Below are 26,329 nucleotides of genomic sequence, written 5' to 3'. Positions count from 1 at the left end.
TCTACATAATCGACAACTTCATAAATGCTAATATGAATACACAATTATGGTCCGCGACCTTTCATAGCATTCATCACCAGTGAGACAACGAGCAATACTATGAAAACAAAGAACAGTATCTTAGCTATCCCGGCAGCGGTGCCCGCAATTCCACCGAAACCAAGCACACCCGCCACGATCGCTATAATCAAACACACTATAGTCCAATAAAGCATCAGTAACTCCTTCTCCCTTTACAGGCCAAATTCGACTTATTAAGTAACGAACTCCTCGCCTGACGTTTAGTGAATTGAGACTGACATTTTCCAGATATAAGGCAGCTAGGCTCAACTACTACTGCGCTACATCTACAATTAACTTGCCACATGGTATAAATTCAGACAACCTTCTCTCTCGACAATCCCTGACCCCGACCGCAAAGACGAGTTATAAGATACTGATAAATATATAATAACCTCATTGATTATGATTAGTTAAGATACCGGCAATATACACACCTGCGAAATGCAAGATTCACTACGGCGGTCATTAGAGTTAAGAGCTACCAACGGCTGGTGAGAATATGGCGTAACCCATCGCAGTCCACCATTAAGTCGTCACAGTTCACCACAATGTCTGAACGCGCTAAAACATAACCTCTACCGATAATGTTGTTTTTCACAACCTGGTACCCACCAACCTGCCCTAAGCCAGAAAACTCGCCAATGAAGCCAGTCTCTCGTAATGAAATGGTTTCAAGCTTATCCCCGGAGCGGATGCGCCCTTCATAATTCATTAGGGCTAACCGAGCCGAAGTGCCTGTTCCGGTCGTACTTCTGCAGATAACACCCGGATGCACATAGGTCGCGGAACGGGAGCGATAATAGCCCTCTGCGATTTGGTGAACTGGCCCCATAAAATGCAAAAACGGCAAAGGCCCAACATCACCCAAGGTATAGTGGGAAAAACCCCTTTCCGCCTGAATTGCCTCAACAATCGCATAAGCCGTGTCAGCAAGCTTGCGCTCTTCACTCAGGAGAAGTTCAAAGCCCAGAGATTCGGCATCCACCAGAGCGTAAAACCCGCCACTGTATGCCACGCTGTATGTGACAGAGCCGAGTGAAGGCACCTCAATAGTCGCGCGATAGGTATGGATATAGCTTGGCAAACCTTCACAGGTGATCGCTTCAACAACGCCGTTTTCAACCAGTGCATCGATGCGAACCAAGCCAGCAGGAGATTCCAGCAAAAAGCTCTGTTTACCCTCTTTCTTGGGCACGATCCCTGCTTCAAGCACGGCCGTTGCGGTGCAGATCGTGTTGGATCCGGAGTAAATCGGGTATCCCATCACTTCCATTATGATGTAGCCGGCCGCTGCATGCGGGTCGGAAGGTGGAACCAGCAAGTCCACAGACATTTCAGGAATGCCATAGGGCTCTTCCAGTAACAGTTTTCTCAAGCCATCGGCGTGATCACGAAGATACTCCATTTGTGCTCGCACACTGTTACCTGGCAAGGCATCAATACCACCGGTCACAATACGACTGACATCGCCGCCTGCATGGGTATCCATAAGCTGAATTGTCAGTTCCGGTTTCATACACCGCTCTCCAGAGACCAGGGCTTGCCGTGTGCTTCCCACTGAGAATCCGGAACTATGACAATCTTGCCGAGATAATTGCTGTCGCGATTCATGAAGTAGCGCTCCGCATCATGCAACCTTGAAAGCCTGAAAGCACCGTGGAGAACCGGCTTGAGCTGCTCGCTGCGAATCCACTCTACTAACTGCCCAGCTTCCTCTCGAGTGCCGTGGGAAACGCCAAGAATCTGAACCTGATACAGGTAAATTCGCGTCCACAGGATTTCACTGATGTTTCCGCCGCTGGCGCCCGCAATGCTCAGGCGCGGATAGGTTCCGCGGGCGTTCATGTTAAAAATCATGGCGTCTATGAAGCAGTCGGTCATAGTGCCACCCACCAGATCCATAACCGCATCAAAAGGCTTGCCACCGGTTTGCGCTTTTACCCGCTCTACAAAACTATCCATATCGGATCGATCGAGCACGGATTCCGCCCCCAATTCCAAGAGCGCCGCGGTTTTATCCACAGTACTCAAGGCATAGGGTATGGCCCCCATGACCCGGCAAAGCTGTATCAGGGCGGTACCAACACCACCACTGGCTCCGGTGACCAGGACTCGCTCTCCGGATGCCACATGAGCAGAGGTGAGCATATGCAGAGCCGTCTGATACGAGCACATTCCCATTGCAGCGATCTGCGCATCACCAAGGTTTTCATTCGGGATGCAGTGGAACTGCGCTGAAGGAACAGCAACATACTCTGCGTAGCCACCGTCTGCGCCATGACCGTAGTAATCCGGAGTAAGGTTGATATCCCGACGGCTGTCTGCATAAATATTAAAATCCAGCAGCCCGCGCTCGCCAATACGACTGCGGTCGACACCCTCGCCTACGGCCACAACATGACCAACAATGTCAGCACCTTGAATACGGGGAAAAATCAGCGTGGGCTTGCCACCCATCTGAAACGACGTGGTTTCACCCTTTTTAGTGGGATACAGCCCTTCCCGGGCTTTGCGGTCGGTGTTGTTTTTGGCGGTCGCGGTTACCTGAACCAGCACCTCTCCCGGCGAGGGGGACGGCGTGGACACGCTTGTATACTCAAGCTTGTCGATGCCGCCATGACCGACAAGGACCATGGCTTTCATTGTATTCGGGATCATAAGTGAACCCTCGTCCCTGCATGAGAAATGGAAAGTATCCCTTCAGGATAGGAGACATTCACTCAAGTGTCAGGGAGTGACGAGGACACCCACTCTTCTCAGGCTCGCCACTATCGAGCAATCACCTTATAGATGGGCCGCAACTTGGGAATCTGCTTCAGAACCACCTGAATTACGGTCATCAGTGGCACTGCAAGTAATACGCCCACAGGACCCCAGAGCCAGCCCCAGAAGAAGATCGAAACAAAAATAATCACCGGGTTGATCGACATACGAAAACCGTGTATCCACGGCTCGATGAAGAAACCCACCATAGTGGTCAAGGCAAGATAGCCAACTGGAGCAACCGCCATCATCCACAAGGTATCCAGGCTTACCGCGGAAACAACTGCCAGCAACAGGATGGTCAGAATAACGCCCAAATAAGGAATAAAACGCGCAAGAGCAGCTACCAGGCCCCAAACCGCTGGGTCTGGCAGGCCAACAGCCCAGGCCATAAGCCCGGTTGCCACGCCGACCGATGTATTGCTTATGCCCAATACCGCGAGGTACTGGGCAATCTGATGCTGGGAGTCCCGGCTAATGCGCAACACCGTTCTGCGGTGGTGTCTCGGCAACTGACGCACAAAATTGAGCACCAATCTGTCGCCGCTAACCAACAAGAAATACGTAAGCGCCATGGCAAGCGCAAGACCCGCAATGCCATCGCGGGCTTTACTCATAAGTTGGGCGCGCCAGGATTCCGTCTGCAGAACCACGGTTGTTGGCTCTACCGTTGTCTTTTTATCACCGCTATCCGAGAGTTCGCTTACGGAGTCTTCCACTTTTTGTGCCGACTCAGTCACCTTGCTGATTTGCCGTTTAAGTTCGCTTTCGCCCACCAGCAAACGCGAAATACCCTCGGGAGCTTTGCCCGCCCACTCCAGCGCCGGCGTGGCGACAGCCAGGGAGACGCCAGCAATACCTGCAAGCACCAGCAATACGAGAATCAGCGAGCTGACCACCCTGGGAATACGCAGCCCTGAACACATGCGAGTGGCCAGCGGAGACAGAAGCAAGCTTGTGAGAAATGCCAAAACAATCGGCAGGATAATTTGATGAGCAAGGTACAGGGTGTAAAGCACACCCAGAGTAAACAGCCCGTAGATAGGCGTAGAAAGGTCGGCCAGCGTTTTTTCCGGCTTACTCTTACTCTGCGCGATCAGGCTTTTTTCGTTTTCCATAGGATATCCGTAACCTGTCAGCCGGCAGTAATCACGGAATCTGCCAGTTTGATTGGAGGTGCCACCGAACGCTTCGACCGGCGCACAGGCCTGATAGTGTACCTATGGTAGCGCCTTGTCGCATTACTGATCTATTTGGAACCGAGCCACGAGACTGCAACCATTCCGGTTCAACTATTACATTCGCTGTGCACACGGGCTCGAAATTCTTCACGGATACGCTCGTTTTCTTCATCGTTTACAAAGACCCGCTCACCATCTTTATTCAGCCGATAAATCCCCGAAACATTATTCAGATGTTTCAGTCGCGCCTCCATGCGTGCGCAATGATCCCGAAGCTTTGCAGCTTGCGCCTCCTGTCGAGCCTCGGCATCTTTCCGGGCTGCTCGTTCCTTTTCCGTTTGCTGAAGGAACTCATTTACTCGCTGCTTCCGCTCATGAGCTTTGGTGTCAATAGGTGGCTGAGCCGATTCGAGCCGCACTTCGTTCGTGACTGCGTTAGTTGGAGGCCGATCACCGAAGTGAGTCTGACCGTTCTCATCTACCCAGCGATAGGTCCCTGCGTGGGAAATAGAGGCCGCGAATAATAGCGGTATTACGAGTCCTTTCATTTAGTTTGTTCCTGATTTTACGAGAGCCACATAAACCTGTGTTTATCTTCAATGCAGTTTCCCGCACGCGCATTATTATGGTCAACAGAAAATCAACCTCATCCGCTTTACTAAAAGTACTGGGCCACGCATACGCAGACCATTACAATGAAAATTAGGATTTGGAACAGCTCGCTCCGGAAGGCTCCGGAGTTACTACAGAAACACCGTTAAACCAGGAAAAGGATTTCATGCCGCAACCCCGCGCCCGTCATTGCCCTTCATGTGCAGCCAAAACCCTGAAACCCACCAGCAACCCCGCCATACTTGGCTGCAGTCAATGCCAAGGATTGTGGTTTGAAGATGGCTCGCTAAACCAGGCCATTGCTCAAGAACACGATTGCATAGACCAATACGATCACGAGCTTCACCTGGGGCCCGCGCTTCGTGTGAGCGAACGCATATGTATCAGTTGCCGCGTTTCCATGACCAACTATCAGTTGTTGGTGCACTACACCACCGAGATTGATTGCTGCCCGGCTTGCGATGGCGTTTGGCTCGACAAGCATGAAATTGATCAGGTAATGCATTCACCCAAACTGAAGCAGGCGCTTACGGATCTGAATCAAAAAGTGTCCTGGAAATCCTGGCTGTTCCAATTTCTGACAGCCATGCCCGCGGAATACAACGTTGCGCCGCAGCGCACGCCCTGGGTCACTCGCTCACTGGTGGTTCTGTGCAGCCTGATCTTTGGTGTTGGCGTGCTGTCTCCAGAGGCCAATGAGTGGATCTTTGCCAACCTGGCTTTGAACTCGGATACCCAAAACCCCGCACACTTTGTGCTGCAACTTCTGGCCTACCAGTTTGTGCACGGCGGGCTGATGCATCTGGTTGGCAACATGTACTTCCTGTGGATTATTGGCGACAACCTTGAAGACGCGCTGGGACACGGCGCGTTTCTGGTGATCTACTTGTTTGCCGGCATAATGGCAGCCTTGGCTGAATTGCTGCTGTTCAATACCAGCCAAGGTCCTTTGTTATTGGTTGGCGCCAGTGGTGCGATTGCCGCCCTGTTCGGCCTCTATCTGGTGTGGTTCCGCCATGCCAGCCTGACTTTCATGATTATTATTTACCAGAAGAAGCTCGCACCCCATTGGTACTTCCTGATCTGGAGCCTGATCAATATTGCGGGTATGGTCTCCGGCCAAGGCGGTGTGGCTTGGGTCGCACATTTGGGCGGGTTTGGCCTTGGATTGTTGCTAGGCTACTTGCTCAAAGATTATGTGCTAAGAAAGAACCCACTAATTGCAATGCTGAACCAACCAGAGGCTGTGGTGCGTCGGTGAGATGCATGACTCATTGAGAAACAACATTCTAAACAAGGAAAAATGATGACACCTGTACCAAGCCAAAGCTTCAGCCCTCTTGATCCAAATAGCCAGTCAGTAAGCTGGAAACTGGTTGCCATCGTAATCACAGCTCTGTGCTTATCTGTAGCATCCTACATCGAGATACCTATGGTGCCGGTACCTATCACCGCGCAAACCTATGCACTCCTCACTGCTGCAGGACTTCTCGGCTGGAAACTTGGTGCCGCCTCAACAATCCTGTGGCTGAGCCTCGGAGCTCTGGGGCTTCCGGTTCTTGCCGGGGGCTCCAGCGGGCTGGATTACTTCTCTGGCCCAACCGCTGGCTACCTGTTTGCATTCCCACTGGCCGTTGCCGTGGTTGGTTTGCTTTTTGAGCGTGGCTGGAACACGAAAAATATTGTTCTGGCCTTCCTGGCGATGCTATTGGGCCATACCGTTTGCCTTGGGTTTGGTGGGACATGGTTGTCATTTACCATTGGGCCAGAAAAAGCATTCCTGAAAGGTGTTCTGCCGTTCTTGCTTGGGGGCGTTATAAAGTCGGCCCTTGCAGTTGGTACGATTCTGGTTGTTGATCGTTTGCTGAGATTCCGGGGCCCTAACCTGTAGAGCCCCATATAAATCTCAAGTATCAACACTCATTTCCCGGACTCTCGCCCTATTACGGATTCTTGCAACTCACCAATCACCCGCAAAACCCGACTCATTTCCCGCTGGGTCTTCAGATCCAGCCCCAGCTTGCCATCCATGAGTTTTACCAGTGGAACAATGGACTCTTCAAAGATTCGGGCGAAGGCTGTGAGGGCTTCACCTACCTGCGGTGGACTGTCGAGGTTTACCGTTACTGCCGGGTTCAACCGCACGGACTGCAAGCCTTCGGCCAGACCGGTCTCGAGGGAGCGGGACAGTTCGCCGAGTGCCTTATTCAGGTCTGGTTCCGAGTCTTTCCTGCTCGCCATACCCGCGACCAGTTGTTGCCCCAACTGCTGCATTTGTTCCGCTATGAGGCCGAGTTGGCGTACAACTTTAACGCCGGTTTCCTCATCGCCTCCCGCTTGTTGGCGCCGGCGATATTCTTCACAGATAGCCTGCCAGCGGGCCGCTTCGGCTTCGGTCATGGTGCCGCGCATTTGCTTGAGTTTAAGCAGGTTCTCTTCTGCGCCCTGGGTCAGCAGTTGGGATTCACCCTGGTAATGATCATCTATCAGGGCTTCCAGCTCTTTATCACTCATCACCGGCGACAGTTTTTCCGCCAGCTTGTTCATGTTCCGATAGCTGCCCTGCAACTTGAACGTGGGCTCCGTGCGATAGGCCTCGGCTTGGGCGCTGGAAGCAATGTATGCCTGGTTCACCCGCAGCACGGTTTCCCGCACGCGCATCATTTTCTCCAGTAGGGATACGATTTCATCCCGTTCGGCGGCGCTGTAATCGTGCTCGAAGTCTGAATCTGCCACAGCCTTGCCTTCCGCCAGATCCGCAAACCGGTAGAAGTCTGCCATGCCGCGGGTGGCCAGGGGTGCCAGCACCCGGTTGGCACTGAGGCTGTTCTCGATATAGGACAATTCGAAGGCGTACTCCATACCCGACAGCACATCGCCCAGGTTGTAGATGTCCGCACGGTTTGCCAGCATGTCCGGCACTTTGAACACTTCGCCGCTTTCCGTGTAGGGGTTACCGGCCATGACTACGCAGAAGCGCTTGCCCCGCATGTCATAAGTGCTGGTGCGGCCACGCCATACGCCTTCAATGCGCCGGGTGCCGTCACACAGGGAAATGAACTTCTGCAGGAATTCGGGATGGGTGTGCTGGATATCATCCAGATACAGCATCACGTTATTACCCATTTCCAGAGCCAGGTTGAGCTTGACGAGCTCTGCCTTCGCTGTGGAGTGCGGTGCCTTCTCCGGATCCAGAGAGGTGACATCGTGGCCCAAACTGGGGCAGTTGATCTTCATGAAGATCAGGCCCAGCCGATTGGCGACGTATTCCATCAAGGTGGTTTTACCGTAACCCGGCGGCGAGATCATCATTAACAGGCCGGACTGGTCGGTGCGCCGGTCTTCGCCAGCGGTGCCCATCTGCTTGGCCAAGTTGTCGCCAATGATCGGCAGGTAGCTTTCGCTGATCAGCTTGTTGCGGACAAATGAAGAGAGCGGCCGGGGCCGGTATTCGTCCAAACGCAATTGGTCGCGCCATTTTTCCAGCACGCTATGGCGAACATCTTGCAACTGTTGCCAGCCGGGAATAATCTCCTGCCGGTGATAGCGCAGGCGTTCTTCGTATTCATCCAGTTGCAGGCTCAGGGAACGTTCGTTGATATTGGCATGCTGGCCCAGCAGCCCATCAACCTCAAACGCCAGTTCCACACTGCGTACCGCCGTGGTGATAGCCTCCCCGACATTCAGTACCGCCACCACTTCCGGCAGGTAATGCAACAGATGTTGCCGCTCTGTTTTGCCCATCCAGGCTTTCAGCCAGTGGCGGGTGATGCTCCAGCGTGCAGCCGGCTGGTCGGTAACAACATTCAGGGCGTTCTGGTATTGGGCAAACTGGTTATCATGCTTCAGGGCTTCGGTAAAGCCTTCCGCCAGCTCACCGGCATAGCGGGTGATCTCGAAGATTTCCGATTCTTCTGCCAGTTGCAAAACCAGGTACTCAGCGGCTGATTTCAACAGTGTGCGTTCGGCACTGCCTTTTTCAGTCATGGTGAGACCATTAGTCTCAACAAACTCTGACAGTTTTGGCCCAACTTCCTGTTCCAGAGCCTGCAGCAATTCACTGGACTGCATCATGCGGCTGAGTATGCCGGCAGACAAACAACGGGAGCGTAGCTGTTGAGCGTGAACCTGCTGCTGGCCCAGTTGCGCCCAGAACAGCATCGCCAGCGCCCTTGCATTAGGGCTGAAGCGCAGCAAACCGGCATTTTGAATGGCGGGCCAAAGGGTGCTGACAATCAGCGCGGCATCGTGATCGTGGATGCCCTTTTCATAGCCTTCGCGGTAACGGGGCGATGCAAATGTGCGGATATAGCCAGTAAGTTCTTCAATATCGGCGACGTTAACCGGTAAATTCCGTGATTTCCGGAATTCTTCAATCACTAGAGCCGCCAGATACTCCCCCCGGAAAACCTTGCCGGATTCCGACGGCTGGCTCATGTTCCAGTAGCCCCGAAGGCGATCAAGTTCCGGTTCGTCCAGCCGCTCGTAATACTGGGTACCGGTCAGGTGCAGCAGTACATGGTCATCGCGGGGGATCAGGGTAAGATCCAGCTCCTGCTGGTTCACACTGAACTTGTGCTTGCCAAGCCGGATAACAGCACCGCCATCCTCAAAGATATCGGCTTTGTCCCGCACACTTCTCAGGGCCGTGTCCTGGGCGGCTTTCAACTGCCCCAGGCAATCATCGGCTTCCATGGCCGCGCCCAGCTCCCGCAACTCCTTTGCCATGCTGCGCAGGCGCGCCACCATGGCATCGGAAGCAAAGAAGGCATGCAGTTCTTCCACCGTGGTAAAGCGTTCAGTACGGCGATTGACGTTTTTCAGTATGCGCTCAGCGGCGTCCGCGAGTGTGGTTACACGGCGCTGCCGTTGGTCCTGCAACTGCTGGCGCCGGGCTTCAATGCTTTCGTGGGCGTTTTCACGCTGTTCCAGAATCGCAGCCAGGAACTCATCGTACTCGCCAAACTGACTTTCCAGTTCCTGCAACTGGTCGAGCATGCGGGTCATCAGGCCATCGCATTCCCGCACATCGGAAAGCGCGCTGACACCGTTGGCCAGGCTTTGTTCAAACAATCGGATGCGAGCTGCAAACTGGGCGCGAGCTTCGGCACTGCCCTGCTCTTTCAGGCGAATTTCCGCTTCCGAGCGTTGTTGGTTGATGCTGGCATATATGCCTGAAATATTGTCGGTTATGGCGGTTTCCAGCGCAGCGTCATCACCCGCCATAGAGGCCAGCATGCCCTGAATCATATCCAGCCCGGTGGTCAGCTCCCGGTAACGCTCCACAATCTTTTTCAGGGCATCCCGGCTTTCTGCACTGGCCAGCTCCGCCTGCAGTTCTGCCAGGGTATTGCGGTAGCCCTCCAGCGCTTCGGGGGAGGCCAAAAAACGGAAGGTGCGTTCAGTCAGGCGTTCCTCTGCATCCGCCAACTCCTGCTCAAGGCCATCTATTCGTGCTTCGTCTACGTAACGACGATCCTTGAGCGTTCGCACCCGGCCCCGGTGTTCCCGAAGCCTGGCCAGGTACCCCACAAACTGATCCGGTGCTTTCCAGCTGTCCGGTTTCAGGTCTCGCATCAAGGCACTTTGAACATCTGCCACTTCACTGATTGCAGCTTCCGTCTGTGCCCGGATGCTCTGGACTTTCTCATACTCATCCAGCACCAGTTCGGCCGTGTTGCGAATGGTGGAGAGCTGCTCATGCAGGCCCGAAAACAAGGCTTCATCCTGCCTCGCAGTCAGCCAGTAAAACTGGTCGAGAACGCGGTCTACTGTACGAATCAAAGCGGTGAAATGACGCTCACTGGCGCCCTTGGCTTCCACCAGAGTAATCACCGTGTTCAGCTCGGCGATGCCGCGAACCAAATCCGGGTTGCCGATGCGCGCCAGTTCCGAGTCGTTGGCAACGCTGGCCTGGGCGTGGAAGTTCTCGGAGGTGAAGGGCGTTTCCCAAACCTGCAACGGATGAACGAGAGTGGGCTCGTTGTCGGCGCTGAAAACCACCAGATGGCCGTTTTCAAAGAGCGCAAAACCATGACCTATCAGCGGCACATCGGCCTGTTTGCGGATCAGGTTGTAGCGGAACAGAATCACCTGCCCGGTGAGCTGCTCGAAAAACACGTAAAGCACATCCTCACCGTTGGGCGCTCGCAATGAGCGCTTGAGCCGGAAATCCCCTTCCGGAATCTGAAAGGTTTTCAGCTCGCCTGTGGTGAGGTAATACCCTGACGGGAAGATGAGACCGTGGTTATCCGGAAGCGGCACCACAGAGCCGGCCATGCTATCGACCCGCTCAACTTTCCGCTGGGTGCGGTTAAACAGATAATAGCGCCAGTGTTTTTCATTAAACGGCAGGATGCGCACCAGAAGGATTTCACCCAGATCGGCGTAATCAAAGGTGGCATCGTCCAGGGACTGGGAATCAGAGTCTACCGGATCTGCATAGATGCCTTCGCCCGTAGCGGTGTTGTTCTCTACCTTGAAGGTAATCTCGCCCCGGAGATTATCCACAAACAGGGTGTCGGCGATATTCAGGTGCGGAGACCGCCCCTGCACCTGACAGTCACGACCAACCGTCTTCCATGGAAAACTGAACCTGTCGGGAAAGGTAAGATCACGCTCGCCCCGGTTGTCTATGTAGCGGTTTACCTCACCATCAGGCTTCAGCTCCCAGCGAAATACCCGCAGATCACTGAGCTTGTCACCGATGCGAAATACCATCAGCAGCATGCCTTTAAGGATCGTCAGCTGAGACAGAGTGGCGGTGTTGTAATATTGCTGAAGTTCCCGAAAGTCGGTGGCAAAGCGGCCATCTTTCAGGAAAGTGCCCTCAATCGCGGCCTCTGTCATTTCAAAGCCGCCGTCACCATCGTTCAGGTGATACAGGCAGAAGACATCCTCAAGCTCCAGGGTTTTGCGTAACCCCAGTTGCAGGTTAAAACCAAACAACAGCTTGTCACCAAGGCGCACAACATCCCGTGCTATGGCGTTGTTTTCAGTTCTGACCCGGGCACGCCCCAGCACGTTCATGCCAGCGCTTCCGAAAATATCTTCCCGGGCCTGATTCAGCCCCGACACCTGCTCGCGAAGCTGACCGCCCTGCTCTTTCAGGCGACGCTGAATGGTTTCGAAGGCAGAACCTTCCTGAACAATGCTCTCGAGGCCGGTGCGATCCGTCGACATACCAAATCATCCTGAACAAAGGGGGAAAATCTGAACGAGATAGGCACCACCTACGCCGATTCAGGCGCAGGTGGTGCCCGGGGTTTTATGCAGTTTCAGAGGCTTTACTAGGCTTGTCCGCTGCAATACGCCCGGCGATACCTGCCAAAGCCGCCTGCAGTGACGGGGCATTATCCAGCACGCCCTGTACGCTCTTGCCATAACCAAGGCCTTGGGCGAACTTGTCGAAGATACCGCCGTCGCCGCCGATCATTTCAAACTTGGCGTCCTTCAGAGCGGCGGCCATTACCCGGCCATTCTCCAGAATGCCTGTCTGCTGGGCCTCAATCCTCGCCAGCACTTCCTTCTCATGAACTTCCAGGTTCATGCGGAATTCTTCAAAGTGGCGGGCTTCTTCAGACATGTTGTTATAGGCTTTAAGTTTCTCTACCAGGCCAGACGCTTCTGCCTTGGCCATTGCCTCGCGGGCACCTGCTTTGGCATGGCCCATGCGGTCTTCACCTTCGGCCTCTGCCAGCACCATAGCTTTGTGAGTATCTGCTTTGGCGTGACCCATTCTTGCCTCACCATCAGCCTCTGCCAATACCATGGCTTTGCGAGCATCCGCTTTCGCCAGACCCAGCTTTTCTTCACCCATAGCTTCAGTTTCAAGGCGCTGCTCAAGAACCCGAATCTCTGCCATGCCGGCTTCTTCATCGGCTTTGGCAGTGGCCGATTTAACGTCGGCACGGGCGATACCATCAGCCCTAATAGCCGAAGCCTGAGCTTCCTTAACCTGGGCTTCCGCCAGCCCGTCAGACGCAGACAAGGCCTGACGACCACGAGCCCGCTTTTCATCGGCAATGGATTCTTTCTCTGCAGCATCCAATTCCGCCTGGGCGGTAACTCGAATCTGTTCAGCTTCCAGCTTGGAGCGCTCAAACGCAGCTTCTGCCGCCTTTACGTCCTTGAGCTTGAGTTCATCGGCGTCGGCCTCTGCCGCGACCACTTTTGTAACCTTCAGGCGCTCAGCTTGCGAACGGTTACGAACATCCTTGATGTTCTCTTCCTCTTCCGCAACATTACGCTCCACCGCAATACGCTGGCTCGTGATATCCGCAATTTCCTTACGCTCGCCTTCAAGCGCCTTCTCCATACCGATGCGCTCGATTTCTACCGCTCGTTCACGGTTTACATCTTCCAGCTCCCGGGCCTGGCGAATGCGCACCTCTTCAATTTGAACCGCACGCTCGCGGGCTTTCATGGCCATTTCAATCTGGCGCTGCTTGTTCTCTTCCGCAATGGCCAGCTCTTCGTCTGTCTTGATGCGGGCAGCTTCGGCACGGGCGCGTTCCTGTTCACGCACCTGCTCAGTTTCGGATGTTTCGCGAGCTTGCAGGGTTTCAATCTCACGACGCTGACGCGCTTCGGCATCCGCCTGGCTGCGCTCCAGTTCCAGCGAGGCCTCGCGAGCAGAAACGTTTTTACGCTGAATCTCCAGCTCCTGATCGCGCTCTAAACGGTTTGTCTCCACATTATGGAATGCGGTGATTTCAGTAATCCGCTTAATACCCTCGGAATCGAGAATATTGTTGGGATCCAGAGAGGTTTTCGGCGTTTGTTCCAGATAGTCGATGGCGACGTCTTCAAGGATGTAGCCGTTAAGATCTTCGCCAATGGTTTCAATGATGGAATCGCGGAAGTGTTGGCGCTCTTCAAAAAGCTGCATAAACTCCAGCTTCTTACCAACCGTCTTCAACGCTTCACTGAACTTGGCATTGAACAACTCGTTTACCGCATTGCGGTCAGAAGCACGGCCAACACCCACAGACTTGGCTACCCGCAACACATCTTCCGAGGTTTCGTTTACCCGCAGGTAAAAAGCAACGGTAATATCGGCACGCAGGTTGTCTTTACAGATCAGCCCTTCTTTACCGGTGCGGTTCAGCTCCAGGGTAATGACCGAGATTTTCATGGTCTCGGCGCGGTGAATTACCGGCAGCACCATGGCGCCGGTGAAGTACACCTTTGGCGTGGGCGACAGGTCGTTCACAATCAGAGCCTGGCCCTGATCCACTTTGCGATAGAACGCCTTGAACAGGGTCAGCACGCCCAATATCAGCAAGACCACAACGCCGACGGTCGTTAGTACCGGCATCATCCACGATAAGTCCATTTAGTCATTCTCCTGAGCTGGTTTTAAATAAGTGAGTGCGGGGTTATCCGGTGGAGCCACCGGAATGGAATTCGGATTCCGGAACAACCCACCAGGCATTCTTATCCGGAATATGTTCAATAATGACGGCCCTCTCCCGACGGGAAAGCGCGGAGTGGCTACGTATTTGAAGCACAAGATGGGCGCCATCCAGAACAGTTTCGCCACGACCAGAGGTTTCGGTAACCCGTGAAGAAATCACCACACAGGGGGTGCCAACAATCCGCTTTTGAAGGGGCTGCAAAAATGCACGGCGAAACAGGGGACGAAGCGGGCGTACAACGACCGACGTTATCAGCACTGAGGCAACAAGCGCCGAAACAATAACAGCCGCTCCGTATAGCCAATGCAACAAGCCTGCCGGAATAAGAGGGCCAAAAACAAGATCAACAAAGTAGCTGGCCAGCCAACCAAACAGGAACAACAGCGTGAGCACCAAAGGCAGGGGAACACCTTGCAGGCCGAGGGTAACCATCAGGCCACTGAAATCGCCACCGGCATCAATGTCGCCGTCTGCGTCTATATCGCCCATACCAAGCAAGGATATCAGCCAATAAAGAATGGCCACACACAACAGAACGGAGAAAACTACCGTTGGAAAGGAGAAGGCTACAGCGAAGAACGTTTCCATACGCGACCAGATTATCCTTTCTGGTAAACCCAATAATTGACAGTTTGTGTCAAACGAGAGCGCCGTTATAACGCAAACAAACTAATCCTTGCAAATGTTTAATTGCGAAGTATAGACTCTAATTATTGACATAAAATGTCAAGCGACAGGACAAGGTTCGTCCGGATCGGCCGAACCGATTCACCGCCACAGGAAGGAGCTATTTGTGGATATTCAAACTCTCACCCTGGCCCTGGGTGATTCTACCCATGCCGGCCGACGCTTCGATGTTATGCCCATAACCGGGGACGAACCGGTGCTTCAGGTAACGGTTTCCGGTGCAGAAGAAACGCCGGTGTACCTTACCGTAACCGACACTCAAATTCTGTGCCTTGCGTATCTTTTTGATGAGCAGGAACTGAACCCGGAGCGCCTGAATGAACTGCATGAAAACATGCTGCGACTCAGTGTACCCATGCCCCTGAGCTCACTGGGAAAAACCGGTGATCACTACGTGGTATATGGCGCTCTCAGCCCCACCTCCGGCGCAGCCGAAATCATGCAGGAACTGGTGACGCTGGCAGAGAATGCCATCGACCTGTTACAGACATTTGAAGACTACCTGGCTTAACTGAGGGCTGAGACATGAGATCCATACTGAACAAACTTCTGACCGCCATGCGCGGTGGCGTTAATGAACTGGGCGAAGCCGTAGTCGACGGCCAGGGCAACCGCATTCTGGAACAGGAACTGCGAGACTCCGAGCAGGAACTAAAGCAGGCTAAACAGGAACTGGCTGCACTGATGGCCGAATCTGCCTCTTTGGCCCGGCAAATTCGCTCTGAGCAGGACAACGCCAGCAAACGCGAACAGGATGCCCGCAAGTCCATTGCCGCCGGCCAGGAAGACCTGGCCAGAGAAGTGGCTGAACGCATTGTTGGCCACGAACGCCGCGCAGTAGAGCTGACCCAAACCCGCGAATTGCTGCAGCAGCGGATTGCCGGCCTGAAAGAGCGCGTTCAGCGGGCTGAGAAGCAACTGGCCGATTACCGCCGGGAACTGCAAGTGGTGAAGACCAATGAGCGCGTGCTTCGCACCACTGCTCAGATTGATACAAACATCAACAGCCAGAAGTCCTCGCTGAACACCGCCAAGGAAACCCTTGAGCGCATTCGCGAGCGCCAGGCCCGGGAAGAAGACCGCCAGACCGCCAGTGCCACTCTGGAAAAAGAACTCACAGGCGCCGACCTGGATGAAAAGCTGAAAGCCGCCGGTATTGACGGCGAACAAGATGCAATCGACAACGTGCTGGCTCGACTCAAAGACAGCCCCGCACAGTAAGCCCTGCGCCCCCGAACTCCGGGGGCGTAATTCTTCAGGTTACTCCCATGGCAAATAAACCGGATTGGTCTAAAGAGGAGCAGGCCGTTCAGGCCGTACAAATGGCCTTCGACCTCTCCAACGACATTCAGCGCGCCTTTCGGGTCTCTGCGGCAATACAGAACATGACCACCTCCGACATGGTGCGCAAAGTTCTGGAACTGCCCTATCAGAAAACCCGGGCAAGGCCGCGTTTGACCATTACCCTGAAAGATGAAGACTTCGAATTGCTGGCCCGCAAATACGGCCTTGGCCCGCAAGATCGGGCGACTATCCGCCAGCGTGTCTCGGAGGATTTACAGGTGTTTGCCCGTAATTATCTGACCGAATCTGAGTGACAGCCAGTTTCGCCAGACCTCGGAACGGAATATATGCCGAGAAAGATCGCGTTGGTTGCGGTGTTTAATTCGCCGGCAGTTCAAGGAGCTGTGCCAGCGAGGAAGGCCAAATGATCGTGCACCTCCACCAAGGCAGGTAGCTCTCCCTCACAGCCATTGTTTACAAACACGGCATAAAAAGTGTGAGCTTGCCACTCACGCACCAGTGAAACGTAGTCTCTGGCGACAACAAGCCTGCCGAACTCTTCAATACAGGCAACTGATTTTTCTTCCATGATCATGCGCTTCCATCGCTTATGAAAAACTCGATCCCTTGGGTCAGACCGGATCAGACTCCCGCTTGTGCCCCGACTCATATTCCATAGAGGACCATGAGCAAAAATATAAAAGCCATGAACCCAGCGCATGCCCAGAAGACCCCAGCAATGCCGTTGGGGTCTTTGCTACCTTGCACATCCAGCTTGGCCTGATCACTCAGGCCCTGTTTCGCAAGATAGTATTCAAAGTCCGAGATTAGCTGAGTGTTGGACGTCCGGATGCCGGCATACCAATCTTTGGGAAACTCGATTGCGGCAACAGGTACCACCAGAAACGCACACATGGAAACGAAGGGCACCGAGCCGTTAACCAACAGAGAATCCCGCCCGACTAATCCGCGGGGAAGATCCGAAGCGGGAACCCGGCACTCTTCTAGAACTTCACAGACGTAACCCTCAGGTACTTCACCGTGAACAAGCACGGGAACCTGCTGCGCACCACACGGCATGCAAGCCAGGACAGGAAAACGTCCGTCGGTCGCATCCGGAACGAAGAGGCGATTCATGTTATCAGGACAAAACGGCTTAACGCCTTCGAACTGGCCTAACACCAGATGCGCAGGCTTTCCCGGGTCTCGCCCTTGCCAAAACAACACCCAGGCAATCGCCCTTATAAGTCGCGACCTCAAGTGTTCCGGCACATCATGGACACCAGGCTCCTGGGGCAGCCAAACCTCCCCGGTGTAATCCGTCATGGCGAGCCCATCCCCGCCCAAGGGCAAGCTCCACTCGGGATGGTCGGCAAACAAGATACGGAACCGCCGCCCATCCACTCTCAAAAGTTCATCGCTATCCTGCTCTTCTACTTCAGGAATCACCTGGTCTTCAATAACTTCCAATTGCAGCTTGGTGGCATCCGGCATGATTTGATTATGAACAGCACGTTCAAGATCATAGAAAGAACGAAGATGTTCTTCGTCAACGATGGCAGGGGCCGGGACGTAAGTGTCTACGCTTTTGGCATTTTCATCCGCTCCGTTCTCTCTTTCACTCCCCTCCTTCAACGCGGCATAGTCGTATAAAGGTTCAGCCCACCAATCAAACAGCGCCTGCTCTTCAGCGGGCAACTCGCTACGATTTTTGGCACCACCTGGTGCGCCAAGGCCAGGCCCAAACACCACAAGCCCCCGATCATCGAAGATAAGATCTTCTCGCGCCACTTCGGTAGCCGAATCCCCAGACACGGTGCTGATGACCCAGCTTTGCGCCTTGATTATCTCGACAAGCCCGCCCGGGTTTTGAAGCTCATGGATTTTCGCCTGATACAAACGCTCCTGACCTGAAGGCTCCTGCTTGAGAGCCTTCATTCCGATTAAATGCATCAGTGACGTGTTCATGATTACGTTGGATCCGGCCCAGCAGAGCCACGCACCTAAAAGGAACGCATTCCTAGCAAGCTCTCCCAAGGGAACCGGTTTGACAAAAATGTCCAGCTCTTCATCGAAACTGAAGTCTTTGATAGCTGCCCGGGCCGCTACCGGGTCTGGGCTACCGATGAAGCATCGTCCGTCTTCGATGGGTAGCAAGACAGGTAATTCCAGATCGTGTCGTTTTTTTGCAAATAGCGTGTGAAAGATAACGTCTCGCCAGTCCCTTATCAGGCCTATGTGGTTTTCACTAGCGATAAGGTCGGTGAAGGCGCTCTCTATTGGTACAAATGAATCTTCCATGATTCTTAGTTTTTGCTCTCTAGTTTATGGCCATTCTTTTCGCCGTGAGCTTGGTTTCAAAAAAAACATAAATACTAATCACCCAAATCGTAATTCGGATGTTTGTTAGGCTCACGAGGCGTAACTCAATTTCTCTTCCATCAAGTTCGGCCGCTGAGCCGTATTAATGATGGTGACATCTGTAAACATCCGATCCACTTTTTTCTTGAAGGTCTGGTCGTCCATATCCCGCCAGTAACGAGGAAGACGGCCAGTCTGCTGGTCATGTTCCGAAGTGACCGGATCCAGCGGGCGGTACTTCTCCAGCATGGGCATCTCTGGCAGAGGGCGGGTCACGTCCATGTAGTTCTGGATAAAGTCCCAGTAGGCGTAACACATAGTGGCGCTGCCGTGGGCACCCAGAATATCGCCGACCGTTACGTCCAGCTTGCTATAGCGATGAGACAACACCAGATCAAACAGAGTGCCAAACCGGTCTACCCGCGCACAGCACCATGCGTCGAACTCATAGAAAGGTTTTTCGATGACAACTGGGGGTTTTCTGGGCAGGAAGGGGAGCTTCCGGGAATATTGCCAGACCTTGATCATTCCGGTACGCCGGTTGAACTCCCACTCGGGGCCCCGGCCGTTTTGATGGAGCCATTTGGGGAAGAGGCGGAAGGCCAATGTGGATACTAAAAGCGCGAGCCATCCCCCCCCGAGAAGTACTAAGTTTGGCAGCACCATCAAGCCTTGAATGTATTCGGGCCAGCTCTCGTTTCTGCTTCCAACCAGCGGAGACGTCAATATCAAAACTATCACATACATTGGTGAAACGAGGTATGCCCAAAGCTTTCCCAATACACTCATCATGTCGAAAAAGCGTGCCTGAAACGCCAAAGGCGCATGCCGAAAACATTCGTGACTGTTCTCAACGTAAAGGCCGTGCTTGTCTGCCAGGTCTTCCTTCTTCTCCAGCCTACGCAGTTTCTTGGGGGGATTTCTGGACATAAAAGGAGGTGGCATAACCTCCCGGGTATTACTCCAGGGCAACCGGAGACTGGCAGATCGATCCAAGCCAGTGCGGTTTAGTTCTTCCGTTTGATTTTTCTGCGGTGGAATGGATTCGGGACGGTAGGCAAAGGGCCCATAGTATTCAATGGCGTTGACGCCGCCAAACTGACTACTCAACATTTTCATGAACTTGTTGCTGACTCACATTCCGTAGAGGAACATGAGGAAAAATATAAAAGCCATGAACCCAGCGCATGCCCAAGTACCCGCCACAGCCTGTCAGGAAAGAAGCTCCCTTTAATATCTTCAAGTATTTTCAACTGACTGCCTGGTTATTCTGGTTCCAGAGCGGCCTTGGCGAGGCTTCCTTGAGCCACGACCGTAGGCGAGCATGTCCTCTGGCGTCATGTGTGCATAGCGCACCTTCTTTGCCATCAGGTTTGGGCGTTGCTCAGGGTTGATTCGTTTAACCTCATCAAACATTTGACGCACCTTCTGATCAAAAGACCGGTCGTCCATGTCCCTCCAGTAACGCGCGACCCTTCTATTTCTTCGATCATGCTCAGCAGTAACTGGATCAAGATGGCGATAGGCCTCCAAGGCCGGCATGTCAGGTAAAGGTCGCGTCACATCCATGTAGTTCTGGATAAAATCCCAAAATGCGTAACACATGTCGGGAAAGCGATGCCAGCTTAGTAAGTCGTTACCAATATGCACACTCAACTTTTGGTAACGATGACACAATACAAAGTCGAACCGTGTCCCAAAACGATCAGCCCCGCCCATGACCCAACCGTCAAACTCATAAAAGGGAGCTTGTATGATCTGAGGCGATCCTTGTTTCCTGAACGCCCACTTGCGCGGATACAGCCACAAAGTGACCATCCCGGTTCGTCGATTAAGTTCCCACTCAGGCCCCCTGCCGTTCTTCACAAACCATCGAGGGAAGAGTTTGAAAGATAGCCTTGCAATCAGCCACACAAAAGCTGGCAAAACGATGGCCCCAAAAATCGCTGGTAAAAACCCCTGAAATACCGAAAGCCATGTTTCGGTTGGACCAAGTAAATACACAAACATGAAATAGGTAATCAAAACAAAAGGTGTCAACAAAACGGCTGTCATTTTTCCACCTACCTCGAGAAAATTGACAACCCTTGACCGTAAGGCAAGCCGTGCAAAACGAATGCATTCATGACTGAACTCACCTTGAAACCCTTTACCCTCGAGCAGATCTCCATTTTTTTCGATGTAGCGAAGTGCTTTCGGTGGCGTGCGCTCCATTACTATGGGCGGGATTACATGCTTAGTGCCACCCCAAGGCAGTCGATAACCGGCTGAGCGTCTCAGTTTCGAGTGGTTGAAATCCTGTTTCTGGACAGGTTGGTCTGGAAACGAATCAGATCTATATGCTTCGGTGCCATAATAGCTACATGCCTCAGTCATTGAGCTTTCCATAAAAGCGGACTTGTTCGTCATACCAGAAAGGGCGCCCTTTTTCACCGAAATCCGGCTGGGAATGCTCCTGATTGGCTTTGTTAAATACCAAAGGATCCTCCGGATCAGGGGCTGGAAACACCAGGGGCTCCTCATCTTCTTTCATCTTAACCTGCAACTGAACCCGGACATTCCAGTGGTAAGACCAGGTCTCACTCAATTCGACCGCACCTAGCCAGCGCTGTGATTTGGTACTGCGTGTAAGCGGTGTTTTCAGGTACACGTAGGTTCCACCATAAAATTCTTCCTCTCGCAATACGTAGCTTTTCAGCTTTTCTTCTTCGACTAGTGTAACTTTAGAGTTGGACATATCACTCAATCCCAGCAAATACCCCCGCTCGGATTTTGTCTCTACCAATCGCAGATATGGCTTCACATCTACCATCTCGGCATCCTTAAATAAGCCAGGGATGGCGCTTTCTACTCGTAGACGGGTGTTTGCTTCGCGAAGCACTGCCAGTCTATCTTCGTCCTTCTCGTTCAACTCACCCCGCAGTACCTGGCCGCGCAGTGGGTTGGGCTCGACCAAAACACTGATACCCATTAGCAAACTAACAAGACGGTAGTAGGCCTCCCGCGGTTCCTTAAGGAAGGGTTTCTCGGCCATTGAACCAAAGGGACCATGGCGCATCCAGATTTCTATAGACTCTTCGTTGAACCATGCCATCATAGCCGTGCCCGAGATCGCTAGTACCACACCAAGGGCAAGCCAGCCCGCAGGCCCCAGAAACAATAAACCCGCCGACCCAGCCAAACTGGAAAACGTTAATGCCACCCCCCCCGCGGCCACTATTCCCGCGCCAATCGATCCACCAGTATTTCCCATGCGATACAAGTAATTGGCATCCAGAGAATAGTCTACAGCCATCAGGATTCCGCCCACTGCACCAAATACTTTGACCCAAGTAAGGGGACCTCCAAGGCGCTCACCTAGCCTCATCGCAAATGGTCCGACCCATTCCCGCGACAAAAACTGCCTGGAGATCCTTTCCACAAGTGCGACATTCTGAAGAAACCGCTCTATAACTGTGACCGTTGCAATACCGATATCAAACGCTGCGCTTAACCCGCCGCTTACAGCAGTGAGTTGTCCTTTAGCTCGCCACTCTCTCTTAACGGACGCTGCTACACTCGACACGTTATGCAGCTCCATCAACATAACTGCCGCAGGCAAGAGTGGCGAGTTGAGCACCCGGTAAAGATGCCTGTTTTCCGTCTTCTTAGCTGCGTCCTCAAATCCGCGTACTTCGGCACCCAGGGACGCTCTATTTGTTTCCAGGTCATCGAAGGCGTCATTGGCAGCTTGCAAGCTGCCATCCACCCTCTCGAAGTTCGCTAAAGCCTTTTCCAGTTTCAACTCGGCATCCGCTATCCTTTGGACTGCCAAGGCTGTTGCTGCTGCCGACAGATTCGAGGATTGTGCAGCATAGCGTTCCCAGATGCCCAATTCCTTCAGAGCATTTGTGTACTGCTTTTCTGCCGCGCCCAAGTGTCTAAGTATTTTTGCCATTTTCTCGTTTTCTGGCACGGTCAGTACCAGCGCCTCCGACGCTTTACCGGAGGGCAACCCCTGTTCCGTGGCCCGCGCTCGGCTGGTGGAAGCCCGGGGCTGGAGGTTCGCTTCTTTTAGCTCAGTGATATCGCCAAACATCCGGATGGCTCGGCCCTCTTCGGGAAGCTCCTCGATGCCAGATATGCCAATCACGTAGTAACCTTTTTGCTTAGCCTTTGAAAGACGCTCCAGCCGGACATTGCCTGTCAAGAACGGCATTGAAGCCCGAAGCTGCTGAACCGAACCTGCGTACAGCTTCATTTGAGCAGTAGTTGCCTTTGCAAATAGCTGCTGCTTCTGTTGAACCAGTTTCTCTGCACGCAGATTAATTTCCGATTCCTTTGCCGCTATGTGCTTAAGGCTCTCTTCCGCCTTCCGGCCTGCCGACTCAGCCTGCTGCCGCTGTGAGCGAGATTCATCAAAAACCTTGGCTTGAGCATCCACTTTTGCCCTCTCGGCATTAGCTCTTTCACGACTCAAGCGATCCATGTCCGCTTCCATCGCTTTGAGTTGGGCATCGATATCTTTGAGCTTTTGATTGCCGCTGACCAAGGACTGGCTAGCACTCTGAATCGCGCCCCATAAATTGCCATGAATACTCAATAACGACTGGGCACCTGTCCTCAAGCTTGAAGCAAATGCCGTTGAGAAGACGCCGGCCTCGGCAGCTGCGGCAAGTTCCAGACCGTCCCGCGTCACGACAAGATCCAACTCCGGAAGGTCTTCGTTTTCGAGAGAGGCTAGTTCACTGGCCCGGAAGCTACCATCGCCAGAGTTTTCATCCGGCTCGGCTGGAGGCTCATAGGGACGTGCCAGTTCCTCGATGCGGAATTTAGGGAAAAGTAATGAGTACAACAATTGACTGTGCCCTGCGCTACAAAAGTCAAGGAGCCAACTTTTACCCTTTCCCACCTTTGTGTCTTCCACTCTAGCGGCCAATACATCACATTCTTCTGGCTCACTTATCACTTCCTTAATCAGCGAACCAACAAAATGGAAAGCACCTGCGTAGTCATACCCACTGTGGGTGAAAAGGTCCACCAGACTGTGCTGCACCCAACTACGCTGCAACAGACCCAAAAGATCCTCCTGCAGGTTATTCCCATACTCCACTGCCAGCTTTCTCTCGGAAACCGCAATGGAGCGTTCCAACTCCTTTCGGCCCTCACCACTTATCTCCGATATATGCTGATGCAGTGGATTTCGTTGACCACCAATACTGCTCGGAACAACCGCAGCATTTATTAGCAAAGCGGACTCAAAATAGGGACGTGCCTTTGCCCGTCTCACCGCAGCATTGGTAAACCAAGTCGCCACTAAACGACGCTGCTGCAGGTAGCGAAGCCTTCCAATCGGATCATCCAGCTGGATAGCCCCAATTAAACGATCACGAGCATCCTTAACACAGTCTTCAACGGCTGGCGTATTGTCCGGCCAATCAAAGGTACCGCTCCCTCCACTATCCTTCGTTTCCTTAGAGGCAGTTTCTAATTCTTTCAGAGTTTTACTAAGGCATTTTGCTAACGCCGTCATCTCCGGGCGTTCGTCCTCATGTACTGGATCATCTGGATCCGGGTCTTCCTGCCGCTGGTGCACTTGAACAGCCAAGTGGTCAGACGACTCTGCATACTCACCCTTGAGATCAAGGAGGTACTTTTCCGGACGATCAAACAGCCACTCAACTGAGGGGCTTCTGCTCCTTTGTGGCGCGAGGCTGTTTGCCAGAAAAGCATTGGTAAAGCCTGTATTAACCGTCTGACTATTACCTTCTTTATGTGCTGGCTCTGCTAGCTCCATGCTAATAGTGCTACAACGATCCACCCTCGCAAGAGGTTTTCCCTGTAGATAATTGACCCGCGCACCCGGCCACTGAGACTCACTATAAGCTGCGTGAATGTTGACCCACTTGTCATCAACTCGCGCAGGCACCCATATCTCACTCAGAGCCACACCGGTTACCGACCGGTAACCAGGCTCGAAGTTACCATTTGCGTGACGATAGTTCTGGAGCGCCACATCGTGGTACCAAGCAACGCCATGCTCGTCCATTCGAACTTCAAGTTCACGCCAAAGCTCCCCCTCATGGAACAGATAGATAAACCCAGGCCGGGACATTACATGGTGCGCTGGGTTGGAGCCTTTCAGGGACACACCCGATATCAAAGTGGTCGGAATGATAGGAAGTATCACATGGCGTTGCCGTTCGATTTGACGCTTTACCTTCATGGCACTTCGCAAAAAAGGTACGCGAATGGGACCGCCTTCCTCCGCATCGACCTCAAGCCACAGATTACAGCTGGGCTCTTTATGCCAGGGCCAGATATGGAGAACTGACTCTTCCAGTTCTTCCACTGCTACTCGGTTTTCCAAGTCTTCTAGCTGCACTGCATTTGGCTCGTCAAAGATTCGGAATGCATGCCCCTCCGGGTGCTCCTTACCAATCACCTCAACAATCAGCGATTCACCTTCACACGCAGGGCCACAACTTGCGGGCACCTGTTTTGAACTGTTGTCAGACATCCCTGTCATTCCTTGCTTTTTATACCGGTAAATTCACATTCAAAGATTGGCGGAGTTCAATGCCTGCCACTGAGCCTCACTCAGGGTCGGCACTGGGAACATGGTAAGCGGATCAGGCCATTCCGTGGTGTGCCATCGCTCACTCCCAGGTTCGCCAAACCAATAGATTACCCGCTCAACCAAATCCGCCCCAGGTTTTGAGATGGGGGCTAACTGGTGCCAGATCTGTGGATCGTAAATTCGTAAAAGTCCTTGGCGCTGGCCATCAAAACGCACCTTTAGTCGTGTTCTTAACCACTTGGTTATCGACTCAAAGCTACCCTCTGACTCCAGAATAAGGCCGTTTAATTGGCCATTCTTCAAACCTGCCAAAGCCCACTGGTATTCGGGGCTTTGCTGAGCAGCTTTCAGGATAACCGGGCTTTCTGCCAAATAGAGTTGCCACTCTGTATCTGCAAACAGGTAAACCCACTCCGGATTCTCTGCGTGGTCGTAAAGCATCCGAATGATTGGAGTTCTTTGGCCAGACTCCAAAACCAGGTATCTGATCGTGTTATTCGTTAGTTTATCCAATGCCAGGCTGCCCTCTCTCGAACTCATACGGCCTGATTCTTACCACAAGGACAATTTCCCAGTGGACAGCTACCATCAGGCTGCTGTTGGCACTGCTCAACAACACCGGTTCTTTGCATTCGCCCCTGCTTCAGCCGGTGAGCCACTATGGCCTTGGGCTCAGCGTCCACTCGTTGATTGGTTTCTGCCAAAGCTACCGGGGCAACAACTGCACCTGCAGCCGTGACCACCCCCGGCATCTCCGCCACCTGAACCTTCTGCCCGCTCCCCTTACCCGAAGCACCGCCAGCGTTCATTTTTATAGAAGCCCCACCGATAGCAACACCACTGGGGTCTATCTTCAAAAAGCTACCACCCGCTTTGAGGGTGATTTCGGCACCCGCTTCAATCACCGCTTTCTGCCCGGCTTTGATGTGCAGTTCTGTGCCAGAGTCACTGAGCCAGGCGGTGCCCGCTTTCAGGTGCAAGGAGCCGGTTACGCTGAAGCTGTGGTCTTTGCCGGTTTGTTCGCGTTTTTCACCGTCGATGGTTTGGTGTTTGCTGCCTTTTACGTGGCTAAAGCGGTCGTTCTCAACGGTCAGGTGACTGTCATTTTTGATGACTTCGGTGCGGTTGTTTTCCGTGAGCAGATCCAGGTTTTTCTGGGCGTGGATGTAGATTTGCTCTTTATCCGCCTCGTCTTCAAACCGCAGTTCGTTGCTGCCCTCGCCTTTGTGGGTCTGGGTTTTCAGGGTGGTGCGGGTTTTGTGTTCCGGCAGCGCGTAGGGCGGTGTGTTGGTGGCGTGGTAGGTGCGGCCAGTGATGATGGGCTGATCCGGGTCGCCATCGAGGAAGGAGACGATCACTTCGTTGCCGATTCTGGGCAGGGCCATGAAGCCATACTGGCC

At 53.2% G+C, this 26,329-nt stretch carries 20 protein-coding genes; 5 read left to right on the top strand and 15 right to left on the bottom strand.

All coding sequences use genetic code 11. From position 1 onward, the window contains the following. Positions 1-44: 44 nt before the first annotated feature. The 5 genes from RG807_RS12855 to RG807_RS12835 form a co-directional block, all read right to left on the bottom strand. Positions 45-215 (bottom strand): DUF1328 domain-containing protein, encoded by a 171-nt coding sequence (locus RG807_RS12855; RefSeq protein WP_298450118.1) that lies wholly within the window; start codon positions 213-215, stop codon positions 45-47. Between the two features lie 326 nt (positions 216-541). After that, positions 542-1,579 carry a proline racemase family protein gene (locus RG807_RS12850; protein WP_309045240.1) on the bottom strand — a complete coding sequence of 346 codons (1,038 nt, stop codon included), beginning with the start codon at positions 1,577-1,579 and terminating at the stop codon, positions 542-544. Continuing rightward, complete coding sequence (locus RG807_RS12845) at positions 1,576-2,721, bottom strand: zinc-binding dehydrogenase (protein WP_309045239.1); 1,146 nt, start codon at positions 2,719-2,721, stop codon at positions 1,576-1,578. The genes RG807_RS12850 and RG807_RS12845 overlap by 4 nt, the downstream gene beginning before the upstream one ends. A 110-nt stretch (positions 2,722-2,831) precedes the next feature. Then, positions 2,832-3,944 carry an AI-2E family transporter gene (locus RG807_RS12840; protein ID WP_309045238.1) on the bottom strand — a complete coding sequence of 371 codons (1,113 nt, stop codon included), beginning with the start codon at positions 3,942-3,944 and terminating at the stop codon, positions 2,832-2,834. Positions 3,945-4,114: 170 nt separating this feature from the next. After that, positions 4,115-4,555, bottom strand: coding sequence for a DUF4124 domain-containing protein (locus tag RG807_RS12835; RefSeq protein ID WP_309045237.1), 441 nt, complete (start codon positions 4,553-4,555; stop codon positions 4,115-4,117). A gap of 230 nt (positions 4,556-4,785) precedes the next feature. Between RG807_RS12835 and RG807_RS12830 the strand changes: the two genes are divergently transcribed. Then, complete coding sequence (locus tag RG807_RS12830) at positions 4,786-5,880, top strand: rhomboid family intramembrane serine protease (protein ID WP_309045236.1); 1,095 nt, start codon at positions 4,786-4,788, stop codon at positions 5,878-5,880. A gap of 45 nt (positions 5,881-5,925) precedes the next feature. Continuing rightward, the gene (locus RG807_RS12825; RefSeq protein ID WP_309045235.1) at positions 5,926-6,510 is read left to right on the top strand and encodes a biotin transporter BioY; all 585 of its coding nucleotides are present in this window, start codon (positions 5,926-5,928) and stop codon (positions 6,508-6,510) included. 29 nt (positions 6,511-6,539) lie between these two features. On the opposite strand, the gene RG807_RS12820 is transcribed toward RG807_RS12825, so the two are convergent. The 3 genes from RG807_RS12820 to RG807_RS12810 all read right to left on the bottom strand — a co-directional run bounded on the left by RG807_RS12820 (position 6,540) and on the right by RG807_RS12810 (position 14,626). Next, positions 6,540-11,801, bottom strand: a complete 5,262-nt coding sequence (locus tag RG807_RS12820; protein ID WP_309045234.1) for a DNA repair ATPase — start codon at positions 11,799-11,801, stop codon at positions 6,540-6,542. Between the two features lie 85 nt (positions 11,802-11,886). Further along, entirely contained in the window at positions 11,887-13,956 is a 2,070-nt protein-coding gene (locus RG807_RS12815; RefSeq protein WP_309045233.1) for a flotillin family protein, read from the bottom strand. Between the two features lie 43 nt (positions 13,957-13,999). After that, the gene (locus RG807_RS12810) at positions 14,000-14,626 is read right to left on the bottom strand and encodes a hypothetical protein (protein ID WP_309045232.1); all 627 of its coding nucleotides are present in this window, start codon (positions 14,624-14,626) and stop codon (positions 14,000-14,002) included. 205 nt (positions 14,627-14,831) lie between these two features. Here RG807_RS12810 and RG807_RS12805 point away from each other — a divergent pair, with 205 nt between their 5' ends. The 3 genes from RG807_RS12805 to RG807_RS12795 are packed head-to-tail and all read left to right on the top strand — an operon-like array spanning position 14,832 to position 16,323. Beyond that, positions 14,832-15,236 (top strand): YjfI family protein, encoded by a 405-nt coding sequence (locus RG807_RS12805; protein WP_200370071.1) that lies wholly within the window; start codon positions 14,832-14,834, stop codon positions 15,234-15,236. A gap of 14 nt (positions 15,237-15,250) precedes the next feature. Beyond that, a complete protein-coding gene (locus tag RG807_RS12800; RefSeq protein WP_309045231.1) occupies positions 15,251-15,946 on the top strand; it encodes a PspA/IM30 family protein in 696 nt (231 codons plus the stop codon). Between the two features lie 47 nt (positions 15,947-15,993). Then, positions 15,994-16,323, top strand: a complete 330-nt coding sequence (locus RG807_RS12795; protein WP_309045230.1) for a hypothetical protein — start codon at positions 15,994-15,996, stop codon at positions 16,321-16,323. Positions 16,324-16,403: 80 nt separating this feature from the next. Here RG807_RS12795 and RG807_RS12790 read toward each other — a convergent pair whose 3' ends face one another. The 7 genes from RG807_RS12790 to RG807_RS12760 all read right to left on the bottom strand — a co-directional run. Then, positions 16,404-16,598 carry a hypothetical protein gene (locus RG807_RS12790; protein WP_309045229.1) on the bottom strand — a complete coding sequence of 65 codons (195 nt, stop codon included), beginning with the start codon at positions 16,596-16,598 and terminating at the stop codon, positions 16,404-16,406. A gap of 77 nt (positions 16,599-16,675) precedes the next feature. After that, on the bottom strand, positions 16,676-18,310 hold the full coding sequence (locus tag RG807_RS12785) for a hypothetical protein (RefSeq protein WP_309045228.1): 1,635 nt from the start codon (positions 18,308-18,310) through the stop codon (positions 16,676-16,678). A 111-nt stretch (positions 18,311-18,421) separates the two neighbouring features. Then, positions 18,422-19,489: a hypothetical protein gene (locus tag RG807_RS12780; RefSeq protein ID WP_309045227.1), complete on the bottom strand. Its 1,068-nt coding sequence runs from the start codon at positions 19,487-19,489 to the stop codon at positions 18,422-18,424. Between the two features lie 120 nt (positions 19,490-19,609). Then, positions 19,610-20,746, bottom strand: a complete 1,137-nt coding sequence (locus RG807_RS12775; protein ID WP_309045226.1) for a hypothetical protein — start codon at positions 20,744-20,746, stop codon at positions 19,610-19,612. Then, positions 20,739-24,869, bottom strand: a complete 4,131-nt coding sequence (locus RG807_RS12770) for a hypothetical protein (RefSeq protein WP_309045225.1) — start codon at positions 24,867-24,869, stop codon at positions 20,739-20,741. The genes RG807_RS12775 and RG807_RS12770 overlap by 8 nt, the downstream gene beginning before the upstream one ends. A 39-nt stretch (positions 24,870-24,908) precedes the next feature. Beyond that, positions 24,909-25,469: a DUF4123 domain-containing protein gene (locus tag RG807_RS12765; protein ID WP_309045224.1), complete on the bottom strand. Its 561-nt coding sequence runs from the start codon at positions 25,467-25,469 to the stop codon at positions 24,909-24,911. Beyond that, positions 25,466-26,329: type VI secretion system Vgr family protein (locus RG807_RS12760; protein WP_309045223.1), on the bottom strand; the 864-nt coding region annotated here is incomplete at its 5' end. The genes RG807_RS12765 and RG807_RS12760, both read right to left, overlap by 4 nt.

Origin of the sequence: Marinobacter sediminicola (assembly GCF_031157525.1) — a bacterium.
GTDB classification, from domain to species: domain Bacteria; phylum Pseudomonadota; class Gammaproteobacteria; order Pseudomonadales; family Oleiphilaceae; genus Marinobacter; species Marinobacter sediminicola.
The sequence above is the reverse complement of the archived record's forward strand: the minus strand, read 5'-3'. Positions and strand labels throughout refer to the sequence as shown.